This is a genomic window from Streptomyces sp. GbtcB6 (genome assembly GCF_019091475.1).
Lineage (GTDB): Bacteria > Actinomycetota > Actinomycetes > Streptomycetales > Streptomycetaceae > Streptomyces > Streptomyces hyaluromycini.
Window position 1 is genome coordinate 21,525 of the sequence record NZ_JAGXJL010000042.1, and the last position, 15,852, is coordinate 37,376.

The window sequence follows — 15,852 nt, forward strand, 5'->3', positions numbered from 1 at the left end:
AGTGAACAGCATCCTCGTGATCCGGATCACAGGGCGTAAGGCCGTCGCACCTCCCTTGAGCCGCAAGGAGATCACCCGATGCTGCCCTGGAAACGAGTGCTCAGACCCCTGACCGCAGTGCTCCTCGCCGCCGCCGTCGCCACCGTTCCCGCCGCCACCGCCCACGCGTCCAGTGCCCCCACCACCGGCTGGAACGACTACTCCTGCCGCCCCTCCACCGCCCACCCCCGCCCGGTGATCCTGGTCCACGGCACCCTCGGCAACTCCGTCGACAACTGGCTCTCCCTCGCCCCGTACCTGGAGGACCGCGGCTACTGCGTCTTCTCCCTCGACTACGGCCAGCTGGACGGCGTCCCCGTCTTCTACGGTCTCGGCCCCATCGACAAGTCGGCAGAGCAACTCTCCGCCTTCGTAGACAAAGTGCTCGCCGCGACCGGCGCCGCCAAGGCCGACCTCGTCGGCCACTCCCAGGGCGGCATGATGCCCCGCTACTACCTGAAGTTCCTCGGCGGCGCCGCCAAGGTGAACGCCCTCGTCGGCCTCGCCCCCGACAACCACGGCGCCACCCTCAGCGGCCTCACCAACCTGCTGCCGTACTTCCCCGGCGCCTCGGACCTGATCAAGGCCACCACCCCCGGCCTCGCCGACCAGATCCCCGGCTCCGCCTTCCTCACCAAGCTCAACGCGGGCGGCGACACCGTCCCCGGAGTGCACTACACGGTCGTCGCCACCAAGTACGACGAGGTGGCCACGCCCTGGCAGAGCCAGTACCTGAGCGGCTCCGACGTCCACAACGTCCTGCTGCAGGACCTCTGCCCGCTCGACCTCTCCGAGCACGTGGCGATCGGGCTCTTCGACCGGATCGCCTTCCACGAGGTGGCCAACGCGCTCGACCCGGCGCACGCCACCGGCACCACCTGTGCGTCGGCGTTCAGCTGAGCCGCTGCCCAACTGAACGCCGCCGGGGCCTGTCCGGCCTGAGCCGCCGGTCAGGCCCCGGAACCATGAGGGATCAGCGGCGTGGCGCTCGCCGCCGTACCGACAGGAAGAGCGTGCTGGAGCCCAGCGCCAGGGCGGCCGCCCCGCCGATCGCGAGGTACGGCGTGCTGCCGTCGCCGCCGGTCTCGGCGAGCGTCGGCCCCTGGCTTCCGGCGGGCTCGGGCGCGTTGGCCTCCGTGACCGGTGCGGCCGACGTGCTCGCGTCGTCGTCGCCGTGACCGCCGTGCTCGATCGTCGACTTGTCGGTACCGGCCGCGATCTGCTCGTCGGTGGGGGCGGAGGCGGCCGGGGCGGCGCCGGTGGCGGTACCGGCGGCTCCGAAGTCCACGTCCGAGCAGGAGTAGAAGGCCTCCGGGCTGTCCGAGCGCTGCCAGATCGCATACAGCAACTGGCGGCCGGTGCGCTCGGGAAGGGTGCCGGAGAACGTGTAGAAACCGCCGGCGGCGACCGGGTCGGTGGCCGTCGCCACCGGGTGGTCGAGGTCCAGGTCCGCCCAGGCCAGCGGCTTGGCCGGGTCGTAGCCGGCCTTGGTGAGGTACACCTTGAAGGTGCCCTTGTGCGGCGCGGTCACCCGGTACTTGAAGGTGTACGACCCGCCGCTGACGTTCGTCGCCGGCCAGTCGGCGCGGGCCAGGTCGAGGCCCTTGAACTCGTCGTTGTCCGCGCTGCACAGCCTGCCGTCCGGGATCAGCGCCTGGTGCTGCCCGTTCGCGTCACCGATGCGGATGCCGTTCCAGTCGTAGAGGGCCTGGGTGCCACCGGCGGCGACCGCCGCCTTGCAGGCGTCCGACTTCGGGCTCTCCGGGTTCTCCGCGTAGCACTGGGCGACCCGGCTGACCGGGTCGCCCATCGTGCCGTGGGCGGACGCGGGTACGGCGGCGAACGTGACCGCACCCACGCCGAGCGCGACGGCGGCGGCGGCCTGACGGCGTGTTGCGAGCATGCGGCGACTCCTCGGAGCGGTCCTCGGGGCGGGCCCGGTCCCGCCGGGCCGAATCCCGTGGGGGCGATCAGAAAGCTAGCCCCAAGAAGCCGTGAAATCGCCTGCTGGGAGCGGGCGACGGAGATCCTTATGGTCGTCTTAAGGGAGTGTTCGGACTGCGCTGAGGTAGTTAGCGTTCACGCCATGGACAACGACGAGATCCGGCCCGCCCGGCCCGCCGACGTACCGGCCGTGAAGGCCGTGACCGATATGGCGTACCACCCCTACATCGCGCGGATCGGGGTGGTGCCGCAGCCCATGGAGGCGGACCACATGGCGAACGTGGCCGCGGGCAAGGTGTTCGTCGTCGGGGAGCCGGTGATCGGGCTCGTCGTCATCGAGGCCCACGACGACCACCTGTTCCTCGACAGCATCGCCGTCCACCCCGACGCGCACGGCCAGGGGGTGGGACGACGGCTCCTGGAGTTCGTGGACGCACGCGCGCGTGCGCTCGGCCTGCCCGAGGTCAGGCTCTACACGAACGCGCTGATGTGGGAGAACCAGAAGATCTACCCGAAGTACGGCTACGAAGTCGTCGAGCGGCGCGTGGACGGGCCGTACGACCGGATCCACTACCGCAAGCGGCTGGACTGAAGGGCCCGGGGAGCGGGCCCGGTCAGCCGTCCGGCCACCAGGTTCGTGCGATGTCCTTCCGCACCTCCGGGCGTCCGGCGGGGCGCTCGTCGGCCTCCTCGCGGGTCCGGCGGCGGTCCGTCCTCTTCAGGGGCTTCTGCACGGTTTCGCGGCGCATGGCTGCCTCCTTCAGTGCCTACCGAGATCCGTGTTGTCACGGAGGTAGACGCTTTTGGCGAGAGTTCCTCATCGATGCCGGTCTGTCAGTGGTCGCTGTCACACGGATCGAGTGTCAGTGGTAGGTGTCACGCTGGGGGCATGACGAACGACAGTGATCGGACAGTTGCGGTGAGTGTCGACTGGGATGCGGAGGCCGCCACCTTCGACGCGGAGCCCGATCATGGGCTGGGTCTGTCCGAGGTCCGCGCGGCCTGGGCGGAGCGGCTCCGGGCGTGGCTGCCCGCCCGCCCCGCCGACGTCCTCGACCTCGGCTGCGGCACCGGCAGCCTGTCCCTCCTCGCCGCCGAGCAGGGTCACCGGGTCACCGGGGTCGACAGCTCCCCGGCGATGGTGGAACGGGCCCGCGCCAAGCTCGCCGGCCGTGACGCGGTGTTCCTGCTCGGCGACGCGGCGGCACCGCCGGTGGGCGAGCGGCTCTTCGACACCGTGCTCGTACGGCATGTGCTGTGGACGCTGCCCGACCCCGCGCGCGTGCTGCGGCACTGGCGTGGGCTGCTCCGGCCCGGAGGGCGGTTCGTGCTGGTGGAGGGCGTGTGGGGAGCCGTCGCCCCCGTCGGCATACCCGCCGAGCGGCTCACCGCCCTCCTCGCGCCGCTCGCCGCGGACGTGCGCGTGGAGCGGCTGTCCGCGGCGGCGGTGCTGTGGGGCAAGGAGGTCGACGACGAGCGGTACGCGGTGGTGGCGACGGTGTGAGGGGCGCTTCAGGACAGACGGTGTGAGGGGCGCTTCAAGACAGCAGGGCGGCGAAATCCGGCTTGCGGGCCAGCGCCTCCAGCGTGTCGAGCGCGGCCACGGCCGCCGCCGCGGCCTCCGGGTCCCGTTCCGTCAGCCCGCTCTCGGCGAACTCGTCCTCGTCCAGCCGGCGTACGTCCGTGCCGTCGGCGGAACGCCACAGGTCCAGGTCGAGATCCTCGACGACCAGCCGGCCGCCGCTGAGCGTCGCCGGCCGGGTGACGTCGCAGTACCAGCCCTTCAGCGTGCCGTCGGCGGCACGGACCTCCTTCACCGCGTACCAGCGGTCGCGCCAGTAGAACTCGGTGAAGACATCGCCCTGTTCGAAGCGGACGAAGCCGAAGTCGCGGGGCGTGTCGCCGGCCCAGGGGGCGCGCACGGCGATCCGGGTGCCGTCGTCGTGCAGCAGCTCGGCGGGGTAACGGATCTTCGTGCGGCCCGCCTTGACCAGCACGACGTCCACCGTGCCCGCCGGTTCAGCCGAGTTCACGGACATACCTGACCTCCGTCGCGCAGATGTCGTACCCGAACCACTTGTTGATCGCCAGCATCGGGCCGTTGCCGCTGTCGTTGCCCGTGAACGCCTCCGTGCAGCCGGCCGCGCGGGCACGGTGCAGGGAGTCGTTCTTGGCGAGCTTGGCCAGACCCCGGCCGCGGAAGGCACGGGCGGTGCCGGTCATGACGGTGCCGTACCGGGTGCCGCCGTCGGTGCGGGCCGCGCTGAAGGCGGCGGGGCGGCCGTCGACCAGGACGACCGAGGTCAGCTCCCGGCTGAACAGCGGGTTCCGCCAGGTCCCGTCCAGCCAGGCCGCGTAGTCGGCGAACTCCGTGTCGATGTCGCTCGGTTCGTCCAGCGTCGTCTCCGCGTCCAGGGCGAAGAGCGGGCGCGGGTCGTCGGCGAAGTCGGCGGCGGTGCGCAGCTCCACGCCGGGCGGGGGAGTCCGCAGCGGGGGGAGGGCGCCGTGCGCGAGGTCGAGACGGAGGAAGTGGGCGGAGCGGCTCGCGGTGTAGCCGCGCCGCTCGGCGAAGGCGCGGTTGGACGGGGCGTCCAGGACCCAGGCGTACGAGGTGCTCGCGCCGACCGCCGACAGGTGCGCCTCCGCCGTACGGACGAGGAGGGCGCCGGTGCCCCGGCCGGTGCGCTGCGGATGCACGTACACGTTGGCGAAGCCCTGGCCCGGTTCCGTGCTCTCGTGGGCGAGGCCGACCTGGGCGGTACCGACGACCTCGCCGTCCTCCTCCGCGATCAGCTGGCGGAAGCGGGCGTCGGGGTGGGTGTGCGTGAGGTCGTGGACCAGGGACTCCGGGGTGAACAGCATGAAAGGGAGGGCGAGCTGCCGGACCCGGGCGAAGCCCTCGGCGTCGGACCGGACGTCGGGGCGCAGGTCACGCACGATCACTGTCATGGGCCGCACGCTATGCGGGACATGTGCTGGATGCCTCTCATTTTCCGGCGCGTACGGGAGAATCGGGCCGTGACCTTGAAGATCCACATCGATGACAGCGCGCCGCCGTACGAGCAGGTGCGGGCGCAGATCTCCGAGCAGGCGCGGGGCGGGGTGCTGCCGGTGGGGTACCGGCTGCCGACGGTCAGGGGGCTGGCCGAGTCGCTGGGCCTGGCGGTGAACACGGTGGCCAAGGCGTACCGGGCGCTGGAGACGGACGGGGTGATCGAGACCCGGGGCCGCAACGGAACGTTCGTCGCCGCGGCGGGCTCGGCCGCGGACCGCGAGGCGTCGCTGGCCGCACAGGCATACGCGGAGCGGGTGCGGCGGCTGGGGCTGGGGGAGGAGGAGGCGTTGGCCGCGGTGCGGGATGCGTTGCGGGCTGCGTATGGGAAGGGCTGAGGGGAGCCCGGCACCGCCGGAACACGCCGTCGTGGCTGGTCGCCGTTGCGGCGGGAGGAAACGAGCCGGCGGGAAGAGCCGAGCTGGTGGGGAGGAAGGGGCGGTGGGAGGGGACGCGGCGGTGGGAGGGGACGCGGCGGTGGGAGGGGACGCGGCGGTGGGAGGGGACGCGGCGATGGGAGGAGCCGCGCTGGTGGGGAGGAGAGAGTCGGCGGGGAGAGTCGAGTCGGTGGGAGGCCGTGAGTCGGCGGGGTAGCCCGAAGGCCGCTGCCTTGGTCGTTTCTCCTCTGGCAAGGCTTTCTCTTTCTTCCGCCGCAACGGCGATCAGCCACGGCGGTCGCATCCGGCGGTGCCGTACTCTGCTCGGCCCGGAGTGGGAAGCGTGGCGTCAGTTTGGCGTGCTCAGCTGCGGGGTGCGTGTCACCGTCAGGTCCGCTCTCTCCGCCGCCCTCCCGAACGCCACCGCGTCCAGGACCGCCGCCCCGCCCGGGTCGTTGTTGAAGTACGTGTAGATGTCGGCCTTCCGGGGGTACGCCGTGGCGATGCGGTCGATCCACGTCTCCAGGGAGCGGCGGCCGTAGCGGGGCCACGGGGTGGCTCGGCCCTCGTGGAAGCGGACGTAGGCCCAGTCGGTGGTGCGCCAGAGCGGGGTCATGGGGTGGGCCTGGATGTCCGCCCAGCACAGGGCCGCGCCCCGGGATTCAAGGACCTCGCGGGTCTCCGGCGTCCACCAGGAGTCGTGCCGGGGTTCGACCGCGACGCGAGTGCCGTGCGGGAAACAGGACAGGCAGGCGTCCAGCAGAGGCGGGTCCGCCTTCAGCGTCGGCGGGAGCTGGAGGAGGACCGGGCCCAGTCGGTCGCCCAGGCCCGCCGCGTGGGTCAGCAGGCGGTCGACCGGCTCCGCGGGATCCTTCAGGCGCTTGATGTGCGTCAGGTAGCGGCTCGCCTTGACCGCGATCACGAAGTCCGGTGGGACCCGGTCCCGCCAGGACGCGAAGTTCTCGCGGGTCGGGAGCCGGTAGAACGCGTTGTTCAGTTCGACTGTGGTGAACTGCTCCGCGTAGGCCTCCAGCCACGAACGCATGGGCACGTCGGCCGGGTACAGGACACCCCGCCAGTCCTTGTACTGCCAGCCCGACGTTCCGACGAAGAGGGGCATACCCCCATCAAAGCACCGGCTAGAGGTACAGGCCCGCGTCCGCGCCCTCCCGCGCCCCCGGTACCGAGGTCGGCGTCGTGCCCCGGCGCAGTGCGTACAGCTCCGCCAGGGTCGCCCCGTCCCGGCCCACCCCCTCCTCCGCGCCGAGCCAGTTCACCGCCTCGCGGTGGGTCAGCGGGCCCACCTCGATCCGGGCCAGGCAGCGACCGGGGCGGACCACGGCGGGGTGCAGCCGCTCCAGGTCCTCGTTGGTGGTGACGCCGACCAGGACGTTGCGGCCCTGGCCGAGCAGACCGTCGGTGAGGTTCAGCAGCCGGGACAGCGCCTGGCCCGCCGTGTGCTTGGCCTCGCCGCGGATCAGTTCGTCGCAGTCCTCCAGCAACAGCAGCCGCCAGCGGCCCTTGCCGGCGCCGTCCTCCTCGCCGATCGCGATGTCCATCAGATAGCCGACGTCGGAGAAGAGCCGTTCCGGGTCGAGGACGCAGTCCACCTGGCACCAGTCCCGCCAGGAACGGGCGAGGGTGCGCAGGGCGGAGGTCTTGCCGGTGCCCGGCGGGCCGTGCAGCAGCAGGAGACGGCCCGCGATGTCCTCGGGCGTCGTCTTCATCAGGCGGTCCATCGCGTCCGCGACCGGTGCCGTGTAGTTGGCGCGGACCTCGTCCCAGGTGCCCGCGGAGATCTGCCGGGTGGTGCGGTGCGGGCCGCGGCGCGGTGAGACGTACCAGAAGCCCATGGTCACGTTCTCCGGCTGCGGTTCCGGCTCGTCCGCCGCGCCGTCCGTCGCCTCGTTCAGCACCTTGGCGGCCAGCTCGGCCGTGGTGGCGGTGACGGTGACGTCGGCGCCCCGGTTCCAGCGGGAGACCAGCAGCGTCCAGCCGTCGCCCTCCGCGAGGGTCGCGCTGCGGTCGTCGTCGCGCGCCACCCGCAGCACCCGCGCCTCCTTCGGCAGCAGGGTCGCCCCGGACCGCACCCGGTCGATGTTCGCCGCGTGCGAGTACGGCTGCTCGCCCGTCGCGAAGCGGCCGAGGAACAGCGCGTCGACGACATCGGACGGGGAGTCGGAGTCGTCGACGTTGAGCCGGATCGGCAGCGTCTCGTGCGGCTTGGCAGACATGCCGCCATGATCCGTCACCGGGGCCCGCGGCGCACCCGTTTTCCGAAGTGGGAGGGGAGTGTCGGGTGCGCACCGAGCTTCCGGAGTATCCCGAAGAGGTCACGCACGCAGCCCCGGAGTGCGCCCGGTCCTGTTACACAGCTGTCGATCCCCGATACCTGCCCCGGGGACGATTTCCGCCACTACTGTTGTCCTTGATGGGACGTCATGGGTGGAATTCGGGGGCTCGGCGGTGGCGGCTCACCGCCCTGCTCGGGGTGGGGGTGGCCGCTCTCGCCCTGATCGTGACACTGGTCAACACACTTCCCGGGGGCGGCGCCGGCACCGCGGGCACGACCCGCGACGGCGACAAGGTGCACGGCACCCCCGCCACCCCGCCGGACACCACCGAGCCGTACGTGGGCTGGGGCTTCACCCACACCCAGTACAGCGCCGACGAGGGCAGTACGAAGGCCACCCGTCGGGTCGAGGGCCTGCTGTCCCAGGACGCCGGGCTGCCGCAGGACCAGGCCGTCATGGGCTGGGGCGCCGACAACCCCGAGCCGGTGAAGGGGCGTTACGACTTCGGCGCGCTGGACCGGCGCGTCGACTTCATGCGCAGGTCGGGCGGCACCCCGGTGATCACCCTGTGCTGCTCTCCGGACTGGATGAAGGGCGGCAGGGCGGGGGTGAACAACACCGACTGGAGCCAGGCCGCCCTGGAGACCGCGCCCACCCCCGACCACTACCAGGACTACGCCGACCTCGCCGCGACCGTCGCCAAGCGCTATCCGGACGTACGGCACTTCATCGTCTGGAACGAGTTCAAGGGCTTCTGGAACAACGCGAAGGGCCGCTGGGACTACGAGGGCTACACCGAGCTCTACAACCTCGTCTACAAGGCGTTGAAGGCCGTCGACAAGGACATCATGGTCGGCGGGCCGTACCTCGTCATGGACAGCTTCGACCCGCGCCAGACCGAGAACGCCTCCGCCACCCTCAAGGGCGCCTGGGGCGTCATGGACCAGCGGGTCGTCGACGCCTTCGAGTACTGGAACACCCACAAGGCGGGCGCCGACTTCGTGGTCGTCGACGGGTCCAGCTACACCAACGACGACGACATGCTGCCGAACGAGTTCGCGGCCACGGACAAGTTCACCGCCGTCAGCGAGTGGGTGCGCGAGCAGACGCACGACCTGCCGCTGTGGTGGGCCGAGTACTACGTCGAGCCCGCCGACGGCCGGGACGAACGCGACGGCTGGACCGAGGACCACCGGGTCGCCGTCCAGGCCACCGGCATGATCGCCCTGGCCGAGGGCGGCGCCGACTCCGGCTTCTACTGGAACCCGGAGGACGAGAAGGGCGGCGACTGCGCCGGCTGCCTGTGGACGACGACCGACAGCGGGGACGGCGGGCAGGCACTGCCCATGTACGACCTGGTGTCGCGGTTCGGGAAGGCGTTCCCGCCGGGGACCAGGTACGAGACGGTCTCCGTCGCCAAGGACGACGCGCCCAACGTGCGCGTCCTCGCCAGTGACCGGACCGTCCTCGTGGTCAACACCCTCGACCGGGCGATCAGCGCCCAGGTGGACGGGAAGCGGTTCGACATGAAGGCCTACGAGGTGAAGTGGCTCACCAGGTGACGCCGGGTGACACCGGGTGAGCCACTTCGGACCCCTCACTTGAGTGTGAGGAACCTCTGCGCCAGCGAGGCCAGCAGCACCGCGAGGAGTGGCAGCGAGAACCAGAAGCTGCCCTGCAGCCACCGCAGCTGACGCACCCCGGGCCGGACCGCGACCCTGACCACCTCGCGGGCCGTCAGCAGCAGGATCAGCGTGACGGCGGCGAGACCGCCGATCACCGACCACGGCGTCCAGGTGATCCGCGGCCCGATCGGCCCCGGATCCGGCTTCGCCACCGCACCCGCGGGCTGCGTGCGCAGCGCGTACATGGTGGCGTCGTCGTTGACCAGGACCTTCGTCAGATCCTGCCGGTTGTCCAGGTTCTGGATCAGCCGGCTCTCCCAGGTCGCCGAGTAGCCGGCGTCCATCTGGAGATAGGTGACCTGACTCCTGTTGACCATCAGATACGAGTTCGGACCGGCGTCCTTGAGCGCCTTGACCAGGCTCGACACCAGCACCGGGTCGGTCGGGGCGAGCGTCGGCACATAGTCGACCCGCTCCATGTCCTTCGCGCCCCACGGGATCGCCGGGGTCACGTCGTTGACCGTGTCGTTGCTCAGCCACAGCAGCCGTACCGTCGGCCTGTCGTGGGCGTAGACGTAGTCCATGGCGGCGACCTCGCCGGGCCGGACCCGCTCGAAGGACTCGTTGCCCCAACGCGCCACCAGGAAGCCGCCCATGAGCAGCAACCCGGCCATGAGCGCCGCCACCGGCGCCAGGCTGACCTTGTCCTTCTCCCGTTCCTTCGCCGTGGCTCCGGTGCGCGGGAACAGGGCCAGCCCGGCCAGCAGGGCCGCGCCCGGCAGGGCGAACATGAAGACCCGCAGCGCCATCTCGCCGCCGTAGGACTGCATGCCGAAGCCCAGGAACGGCACGAAGGTCAGGACCAGCAGGGAACGCTCGCGGTAGCGGTGGAAGCGGCGGCGCCACCAGCCCCAGACGGCGAACGTCATCATGCTCCCGGCCAGCAGGACCCGGACGTACAGGACCAGCTTGTGGGTCGAACTCCCGCCCTGGATACGGCCGGAGACCGAGGTGGAGACATTGCTGCCGACCCCGCCGACCCCGCCGAACAGCTCGTTGAAGTGCCCGGACCAGTACGGCTCGGCCATGAAGCCCAGCCAGACGGCCGCGACCACGCCGAACAGGATGGGCAGACCCCGCAGTTCGGACCTGCCGATCAGGACCAGGGCCGCCAGCACGCCCAGCATCACGAACGGGGTGAGCTGGTGCGCCGGGACCGTCGCCGCGTACAGGCCGACCAGCACCATGAGCAGCACGGCCTGTTGGCGGCGGTTCACCGGCTCGACCTCCGCCTCGCCCGGCCGGAACCTCGTCCAGATGACGTGCGGGGCGCGGAACCAGACGAGCAGGATCGCCACGAACATCAGATAGAGCAGATAGGTGAAGCCCTGCGGGGAGAAGTAGTCCTGGCCGACCCAGCCGCACAGCACGAAGATCCAGATGCCGGTCCACTTCGCCCGCCAGCTCGCCCGCAGCGACCGTACGAGCAGGAACATCGGCGCCAGATACGCGAGTTGGATGAACGTCGGCCACCAGCGGATGACCTCGGTGAAGTCCGTGACCCCGCACGCCCGGCCGATGAACGCGGCCGCCGCGAAGAAGCCCGGCCAGCTCCAGCGGGCGTCCAGGCCGGGTACGGCCGAGCCGGTGCGGTCGATGTAGTCGATGAACCCGAGGTGCTGCCAGGCGGTCGGGAAGCGCGGCTCCGTCTCGATCACGGCGGGCAGGGCATGCAGCGACACGACCGTCGCCAGCAGCGTGAGCAGCAACAGCGCCTTGTGCTCACGGCGCAGCCAGAGCAGCGCGGCGAACACCGTGACCAGCAGCGCCGCCCCGACCAGCGTCGGCAGCGGCAGCACCGAGATCAGCCCGAGCCCGCCCATCCGGTCCAGGTCGGCGTCGTCGAGCCGGGCCGCCGGCACCCAGTAGAGCAGCAGGGCGGCGACCAGGAGACAGCCGAGGACGACTCCCGCGCGGGTCGGCGTCAGCCGCTCCCGCAGCGTGCGCGCGGGCGCGGACTCCTCCGGAGCCTCGGCCGGCACCGCCGCCTCCTCCGGCTTCTCCGGCTTCGGTACGGCCGCCTTCCCGAACGGCGCGTCGACCTCCGCCTCCTTCAGCAGCGAGACCTCGGCAGGCCCCAGCGAGGCCTCCGCGTGCGGCTCCCTCTCCTCCACCGGCAACCCCAGGTTCCGCGGCGGCCGCAGCGCCCACGTCGGCCGGTCGTCCGATCGGACAACGGGCGTACCCGTGGGCGGAGTTCCCGGACCCGGCCGGACGTCCGGGCGCCGCTCCACATGGTCGAAGTCCACATGGATGCCGAGCGCGAGGGTGTCGGTGTCCAGCGCCCACGCCGGGCCCCGCCTGCGCGGTGCGGCGGCGGGCGGGACCTCGCGCGCCCCCAGGTCGGCGAGGTCCCCGTCCGGTGCCGTGTCCTCGGGGATCTCGGCCGGGGCCGTCCGGAGCGTCTTCCACAGCCGGGGTGCCGCGATCGTCACGATCACCGCGAGGCTGGAGATCTCGGCCACGCCCGCGCCGGTCAGCCCCATCCGGGGCAGCAGCAGCAGGGTCAGCCCGAGCACCAGCACACACAACAGGCCCTGCAGCCAGGCCAGTCCGGCGGTACGGCTCTGCGCGCGCAGCACCGCGAAGTACGTCTCCATCACGACCCGGAGCAGCGCGCCGACCGCGAACCAGCGCAGCAGCGGGGTCGCCGCGTCCGCGTAGCCGGGGCCGAACACGCCGAGGATCCAGGGCGCCCCGAAGAACAGCAGCGCGCAGATGGGGATCATGATCCGGGCCATCCGCTTCAGCGCGGCCCGGGTGTTGCCGGCCAGCCGGGCCGGGTCGTGGGAGCCCTCGACGGTCAGCGAGGCGCCCATGTTGATGGCGAGCAGGTTGGTGGTGCCGCCGATGGTGGTGGTGATGTAGAAGTACGCGTTGTCCTCGGAGCTGACCTGCGAGGCGATGATCACCGGGACCAGGTAGACCACGGCGAGGGAGAACAGCGAGCCGGTGTAGTCGCCGGCCAGGAACTTGCCGATCTCCCGCAGCGTGGGCGGTTTCGCATGGTCCTCGGTCGCCTTGATGTGCCGGGGCACCAGGCGCCGGAACACCAGCCAGCCCAGCGGTACGAACGAGGTGGCGATCGCCGCGACCCAGGAGACGAAGACACCGGCCGTCGGGATCGCCACGGACAGGGCGACCAGCAGTCCCAGCTTGACGGCCGAGAACACGGTGTTGCCCACCGGCACCCAGGGTGCGTTGCGCAGCCCGGTCAGTACCCCGTCCTGGAGGGTGAGCAGGTTCCAGGAGACGACCGCGACGATGAACCCGAGCCCGTTGAGCGGCCCGTGCAGGAAGCGGTACGACGGCCCCCACTCGTTCAGCGTCAGCAGGAAGGCACCGGCTGCCGTCGCCACGATCAGCGAACTGCCCGCGTAGGTACGGAAGATGAGGCGCCCGGTGTGGCGGCCCGCCACCGGGATGAACCGGGCGAGGGCGCCGGTGAGGGTCACCGCGGTCAGGCCGGCGAGGAACTTCATCGCGGCGATCGCGGCGGAGCCCTGGCCGACGGCCGACTCCGAGTAGTAGCGGGCCGCGGCCAGCCAGAAGCCGAGGCCCAGGACGGCGGAGATGCCGGTGTTGAGCATCAGCGCATAGGCGTTCCGGAAGAGTGGACTGCCGCCGGACGAGCCGCCCCGTCCGGGCAGTCGAAGACGGCGCCCCGACTGCTCGGGCGCCGACGTCTCGGTTGTCGCGGTCTCGGTTGTGGTGGTCGTGTCAGACACGGGAACGGATGGCCTTCCGGCGGACCTGGCGTGCTCTGCGGAGAACGGCGTAACCCTGGGTGAGGGCACGGTCCCTGGCGAAGTTGCGGGCGATCGCTCGGCCTTCGAGCAGTCGCGTGAACTCCTCGGCGTCCGTACTGCGGCGCACGGTGACGCGCTGCAGCGCGAACGGACCCTGACGGCGGCGGGCGAGACCGTTGCCGACGGCGAGCGCCTGGGCGTACCCGGCCGCCCGCACGGCCTGCCGGACCCGGCGACTGGAATAGCCGTACGGGTAGGCGAACGAGTCGGGTACGGCGTCGAGTTCGTCGGTGACGATCTCCCGGCAGCGCACCAGCTCCGCGCGCAGCCGGTCGTCGTCCAGCTGGTCGAGCTGCGGGTGGGTGTGGCTGTGCCCGCCGATCTCGCAGCCGGCGCCCGCGAGTTCGCGCACCTGGTCCCAGTCGAGCATGGCGTCCAGGCCGCCTCCGGTGTCGTAGGCGCCCCTGATCCAGCCCGTCGAGACGAACAGCGTGGACGCGAAGCCGTGCTTGGCGAGCACGGGCAGGGCGTGCCGGTGCACGCCCTCGTAGCCGTCGTCGAAGGTGATCAGGACAGGACGGTCGGGGAGCGGGGCGCCCGAGCGCCAACCGGCCGCCAGGGCCGCCGTGTTGACGGGGGTCAGGCCCAGGTCGCCGATGAGCGCCATCTGCTCGGCGAACGCCTCCGGCGCCACCGACAGCGCGCGGGTGGCGTCGTTGGGCGCGGTCGCGACCGAGTGGTACATGAGGATCGGGACCGGCGTGTCACTCATGCGACACCTCCGTCGGCAGGGGCGGACCGCTGCGACAGTCCGCCCTCGATCCCGGCGACGGCGAAGGTCGCCCCGCCCCGCCGGGCTCGCACGCTCCCCACCACATAGCCGCCCGCCGCCGTCAGCACCCCGGCGACGATCGCGCCCGCCCGGCCGGCGCCGCCCGGCCGGGCCAGCAGTGCGTCCCGCAGGCCACGAGCGACCCCCGCGGGCAGCACACGCGTGGTGTACCGGCGTTCGGACTCCAGGCCCTTGCCGGCGCCCACACTGCGGGCGACCAGGGCCTTGGAGAGGCCCTCGGCGTAGGCGCGGGTGCGGAAGTAGCCGAAGTGCTCACGGGCTTCCGGCACCCGGTGGTGGATCACCGCGCGGTCGTCGATGAGCAGCACGGCGTCGGGGCGGGCCCGGGTGAGCCGGATGCACAGCTCCGTCTCCTCGCAGCCCAGCGGGCGCTTGTCGCCGTCGCGGCCGATGCCGGTGGCGAAGCCGCCCGCCGCGTCGAAGGCCGTACGCCGGAAAGAAGCGTTTCCGCCGAGTACGTTCCGGACCCGGACGCGGCCCGCGGGCAGGCCCCGGTAGGTGCAGCCGACCACCCAGTCGAACTCCTCCGGGAACCAGTCCGGGCGGCGGCCCGAGGCCCAGATGGGCATGGTCCGGCCGCCGACCGCCATCACCCTCGGGTCGGCGTACCCCTCGGCGAAGCGGTGCAGCCAGTCGCGCTCGGCCACGGCGTCGTCGTCGAGGAAGGCGATCACCTCGCCGTAGGAGGCGGCGATGCCCGTGTTGCGGCCCGCGGACAGGCCGCGGGGGCCCGCGTTGGCGAGCACCCGCACCTGGGTGGCCTCTTTGTACTCCTTCGTGAGCCGTTCCAGGAGCGCCGGGTTGTGGTCGACGACCAGCAGGGTCTCCAGCGCCGGATACGACTGGGCGCGCACCGAGGAGACCGCCGCGAGGATGTCCTCCCAGCGGTCCTCGGTGTACACGCAGATCACGACGGAGATGTCGGGATCGCTCAAGACGACTCTCCCTGGCCCGTGGTGAGCATCGGGGAGTGCCGCACCTGCCGGCGCAGGTCACGCCGGTTGGAGCGCTCCTTCAGGATCACCTTGAGGACCCGCAGCCCGTCGCGCACGGCGCGCAGGTTGCTGGTGCCGTGGATGCGGAGGTACTCGTAGCTGGGGATCTCCTGCACCTTCAGGCCGGCCTTGACCACCCGGATGTTGATCAGGGTCTCGATCTCGAAGCCGGTGCAGTCGAGGTCGATCTTGTCGAGGCAGTGCCGCCAGAACGCGTTGTATCCGTAGCAGAGGTCGGTGTAGCGGGCGCCGAACTTGCGGTTGACGACCGTGCACAGCGCCCAGTTGCCCAGCTTGCGGATGAAGGTCATGTCGTCCGTGCCGCCGCCGTTGGCGAAGCGCGAGCCCTTGGCGAAGTCGGCGCCCGAGACCAGGGCGGAGACGTACGACACGATCTCGTGGCCGTCGGCCGAGCCGTCCGCGTCCACCATGACGATGATGTCGCCGGTGCACGCCTCGAATCCGGTGATCAGGGCGTCCCCCTTGCCCTTGCCACTCTGTTCGACGACTTTCACTTCGGGCCACAACTCCCGCGCGACTTCCACGGTGTTGTCGGTGGAATTGCCGTCCACAAGAACCACTTCGTGTATCCAGCCGGGAAGTGTCTTGAAGACGTAGGGGAGATTCTCCGCCTCATTCATGGCGGGAATCACCACGCTCACCGGCGGTGTGATGGCCAGGTGAGAGGAGATCGGCCGGTATTCGGGCGCCATTAACGGATCTTGGCCCGAGGCCGGTGTGTGCAGAACAGAACTCATGAGTCTTGTCCCTCTCGTCCGGTGGACCGCCCGCCCCTTGGGCGGCCCGCTTCTGTGTCCGGTTCGAAAGGGGGGTTCTCACCCGTGGCACGGAAAAGGGTTCTCC

At 71.2% G+C, this 15,852-nt stretch carries 15 protein-coding genes; 5 read left to right on the forward strand and 10 right to left on the reverse strand.

Annotated elements, in window-relative coordinates; translation table 11 throughout:
• The first annotated feature begins 78 nt into the window (after positions 1 to 78).
• On the forward strand, positions 79 to 939 hold the full coding sequence (locus tag KVT45_RS42380; protein WP_217554813.1) for a triacylglycerol lipase: 861 nt from the start codon (positions 79 to 81) through the stop codon (positions 937 to 939).
• Positions 940 to 1,012: 73 nt separating this feature from the next.
• Here KVT45_RS42380 and KVT45_RS42385 read toward each other — a convergent pair whose 3' ends face one another.
• The gene (locus KVT45_RS42385; RefSeq protein WP_217554814.1) at positions 1,013 to 1,942 is read right to left on the reverse strand and encodes a lytic polysaccharide monooxygenase; all 930 of its coding nucleotides are present in this window, start codon (positions 1,940 to 1,942) and stop codon (positions 1,013 to 1,015) included.
• A 183-nt stretch (positions 1,943 to 2,125) separates the two neighbouring features.
• On the opposite strand from KVT45_RS42385, the gene KVT45_RS42390 reads away from it, so the two are divergent.
• Complete coding sequence (locus KVT45_RS42390; RefSeq protein WP_217554815.1) at positions 2,126 to 2,575, forward strand: GNAT family N-acetyltransferase; 450 nt, start codon at positions 2,126 to 2,128, stop codon at positions 2,573 to 2,575.
• Between the two features lie 22 nt (positions 2,576 to 2,597).
• Here the strand turns inward: KVT45_RS42390 and KVT45_RS57855 are convergent, their stop codons facing one another.
• Positions 2,598 to 2,732: a hypothetical protein gene (locus tag KVT45_RS57855; RefSeq protein WP_302832631.1), complete on the reverse strand. Its 135-nt coding sequence runs from the start codon at positions 2,730 to 2,732 to the stop codon at positions 2,598 to 2,600.
• A 140-nt stretch (positions 2,733 to 2,872) separates the two neighbouring features.
• Between KVT45_RS57855 and KVT45_RS42395 the strand changes: the two genes are divergently transcribed.
• Positions 2,873 to 3,487, forward strand: a complete 615-nt coding sequence (locus KVT45_RS42395) for a class I SAM-dependent methyltransferase (RefSeq protein ID WP_217554817.1) — start codon at positions 2,873 to 2,875, stop codon at positions 3,485 to 3,487.
• A 34-nt stretch (positions 3,488 to 3,521) separates the two neighbouring features.
• Here the strand turns inward: KVT45_RS42395 and KVT45_RS42400 are convergent, their stop codons facing one another.
• Together KVT45_RS42400 and KVT45_RS42405 are read right to left on the reverse strand one after the other, a co-directional pair.
• A complete protein-coding gene (locus KVT45_RS42400; protein ID WP_217554819.1) occupies positions 3,522 to 4,022 on the reverse strand; it encodes a DUF402 domain-containing protein in 501 nt (166 codons plus the stop codon).
• Positions 4,003 to 4,932: a GNAT family N-acetyltransferase gene (locus KVT45_RS42405; RefSeq protein WP_217554820.1), complete on the reverse strand. Its 930-nt coding sequence runs from the start codon at positions 4,930 to 4,932 to the stop codon at positions 4,003 to 4,005. The genes KVT45_RS42400 and KVT45_RS42405 overlap by 20 nt, the downstream gene beginning before the upstream one ends.
• A gap of 69 nt (positions 4,933 to 5,001) precedes the next feature.
• Here KVT45_RS42405 and KVT45_RS42410 point away from each other — a divergent pair, with 69 nt between their 5' ends.
• A complete protein-coding gene (locus KVT45_RS42410; protein WP_217554822.1) occupies positions 5,002 to 5,373 on the forward strand; it encodes a GntR family transcriptional regulator in 372 nt (123 codons plus the stop codon).
• A gap of 388 nt (positions 5,374 to 5,761) precedes the next feature.
• Here the strand turns inward: KVT45_RS42410 and KVT45_RS42415 are convergent, their stop codons facing one another.
• The gene (locus KVT45_RS42415; RefSeq protein WP_217554823.1) at positions 5,762 to 6,532 is read right to left on the reverse strand and encodes a DUF72 domain-containing protein; all 771 of its coding nucleotides are present in this window, start codon (positions 6,530 to 6,532) and stop codon (positions 5,762 to 5,764) included.
• Between the two features lie 19 nt (positions 6,533 to 6,551).
• Positions 6,552 to 7,646: a DUF5925 domain-containing protein gene (locus KVT45_RS42420; RefSeq protein WP_217554824.1), complete on the reverse strand. Its 1,095-nt coding sequence runs from the start codon at positions 7,644 to 7,646 to the stop codon at positions 6,552 to 6,554.
• Positions 7,647 to 7,843: 197 nt separating this feature from the next.
• On the opposite strand from KVT45_RS42420, the gene KVT45_RS42425 reads away from it, so the two are divergent.
• A complete protein-coding gene (locus KVT45_RS42425; RefSeq protein ID WP_217554825.1) occupies positions 7,844 to 9,268 on the forward strand; it encodes a xylan 1,4-beta-xylosidase in 1,425 nt (474 codons plus the stop codon).
• Between the two features lie 35 nt (positions 9,269 to 9,303).
• On the opposite strand, the gene KVT45_RS42430 is transcribed toward KVT45_RS42425, so the two are convergent.
• Genes KVT45_RS42430 through KVT45_RS42445 form a run of 4 tightly spaced genes read right to left on the reverse strand, consistent with a single transcriptional unit; the run spans position 9,304 to position 15,746 of the window.
• On the reverse strand, positions 9,304 to 13,119 hold the full coding sequence (locus KVT45_RS42430) for a lipopolysaccharide biosynthesis protein (protein ID WP_217554826.1): 3,816 nt from the start codon (positions 13,117 to 13,119) through the stop codon (positions 9,304 to 9,306).
• Positions 13,112 to 13,912: a polysaccharide deacetylase family protein gene (locus KVT45_RS42435; protein WP_217554827.1), complete on the reverse strand. Its 801-nt coding sequence runs from the start codon at positions 13,910 to 13,912 to the stop codon at positions 13,112 to 13,114. Before KVT45_RS42435 ends, KVT45_RS42430 begins: the two co-directional genes overlap by 8 nt.
• Positions 13,909 to 14,928, reverse strand: a complete 1,020-nt coding sequence (locus KVT45_RS42440; protein ID WP_217554828.1) for a glycosyltransferase family 2 protein — start codon at positions 14,926 to 14,928, stop codon at positions 13,909 to 13,911. Before KVT45_RS42440 ends, KVT45_RS42435 begins: the two co-directional genes overlap by 4 nt.
• On the reverse strand, positions 14,925 to 15,746 hold the full coding sequence (locus KVT45_RS42445) for a glycosyltransferase family 2 protein (protein WP_089102995.1): 822 nt from the start codon (positions 15,744 to 15,746) through the stop codon (positions 14,925 to 14,927). The genes KVT45_RS42440 and KVT45_RS42445 overlap by 4 nt, the downstream gene beginning before the upstream one ends.
• Between the last annotated feature and the right edge of the window lie 106 nt (positions 15,747 to 15,852).

What these genes read in the sequence shown, in the direction of transcription:
- KVT45_RS42380 (WP_217554813.1), top strand. Translation starts at nt 79, where the DNA reads ATGCTGCCCTGGAAACGAGTGCTCAGACCCCTGACCGCAGTGCTCCTC.
- KVT45_RS42385 (WP_217554814.1), bottom strand. Translation starts at nt 1,942, where the DNA reads ATGCTCGCAACACGCCGTCAGGCCGCCGCCGCCGTCGCGCTCGGCGTG.
- KVT45_RS42390 (WP_217554815.1), top strand. Translation starts at nt 2,126, where the DNA reads ATGGACAACGACGAGATCCGGCCCGCCCGGCCCGCCGACGTACCGGCC.
- KVT45_RS57855 (WP_302832631.1), bottom strand. Translation starts at nt 2,732, where the DNA reads ATGCGCCGCGAAACCGTGCAGAAGCCCCTGAAGAGGACGGACCGCCGC.
- KVT45_RS42395 (WP_217554817.1), top strand. Translation starts at nt 2,873, where the DNA reads ATGACGAACGACAGTGATCGGACAGTTGCGGTGAGTGTCGACTGGGAT.
- KVT45_RS42400 (WP_217554819.1), bottom strand. Translation starts at nt 4,022, where the DNA reads ATGTCCGTGAACTCGGCTGAACCGGCGGGCACGGTGGACGTCGTGCTG.
- KVT45_RS42405 (WP_217554820.1), bottom strand. Translation starts at nt 4,932, where the DNA reads ATGACAGTGATCGTGCGTGACCTGCGCCCCGACGTCCGGTCCGACGCC.
- KVT45_RS42415 (WP_217554823.1), bottom strand. Translation starts at nt 6,532, where the DNA reads ATGCCCCTCTTCGTCGGAACGTCGGGCTGGCAGTACAAGGACTGGCGG.
- KVT45_RS42420 (WP_217554824.1), bottom strand. Translation starts at nt 7,646, where the DNA reads ATGTCTGCCAAGCCGCACGAGACGCTGCCGATCCGGCTCAACGTCGAC.
- KVT45_RS42425 (WP_217554825.1), top strand. Translation starts at nt 7,844, where the DNA reads ATGGGACGTCATGGGTGGAATTCGGGGGCTCGGCGGTGGCGGCTCACC.
- KVT45_RS42435 (WP_217554827.1), bottom strand. Translation starts at nt 13,912, where the DNA reads ATGAGTGACACGCCGGTCCCGATCCTCATGTACCACTCGGTCGCGACC.
- KVT45_RS42445 (WP_089102995.1), bottom strand. Translation starts at nt 15,746, where the DNA reads ATGAGTTCTGTTCTGCACACACCGGCCTCGGGCCAAGATCCGTTAATG.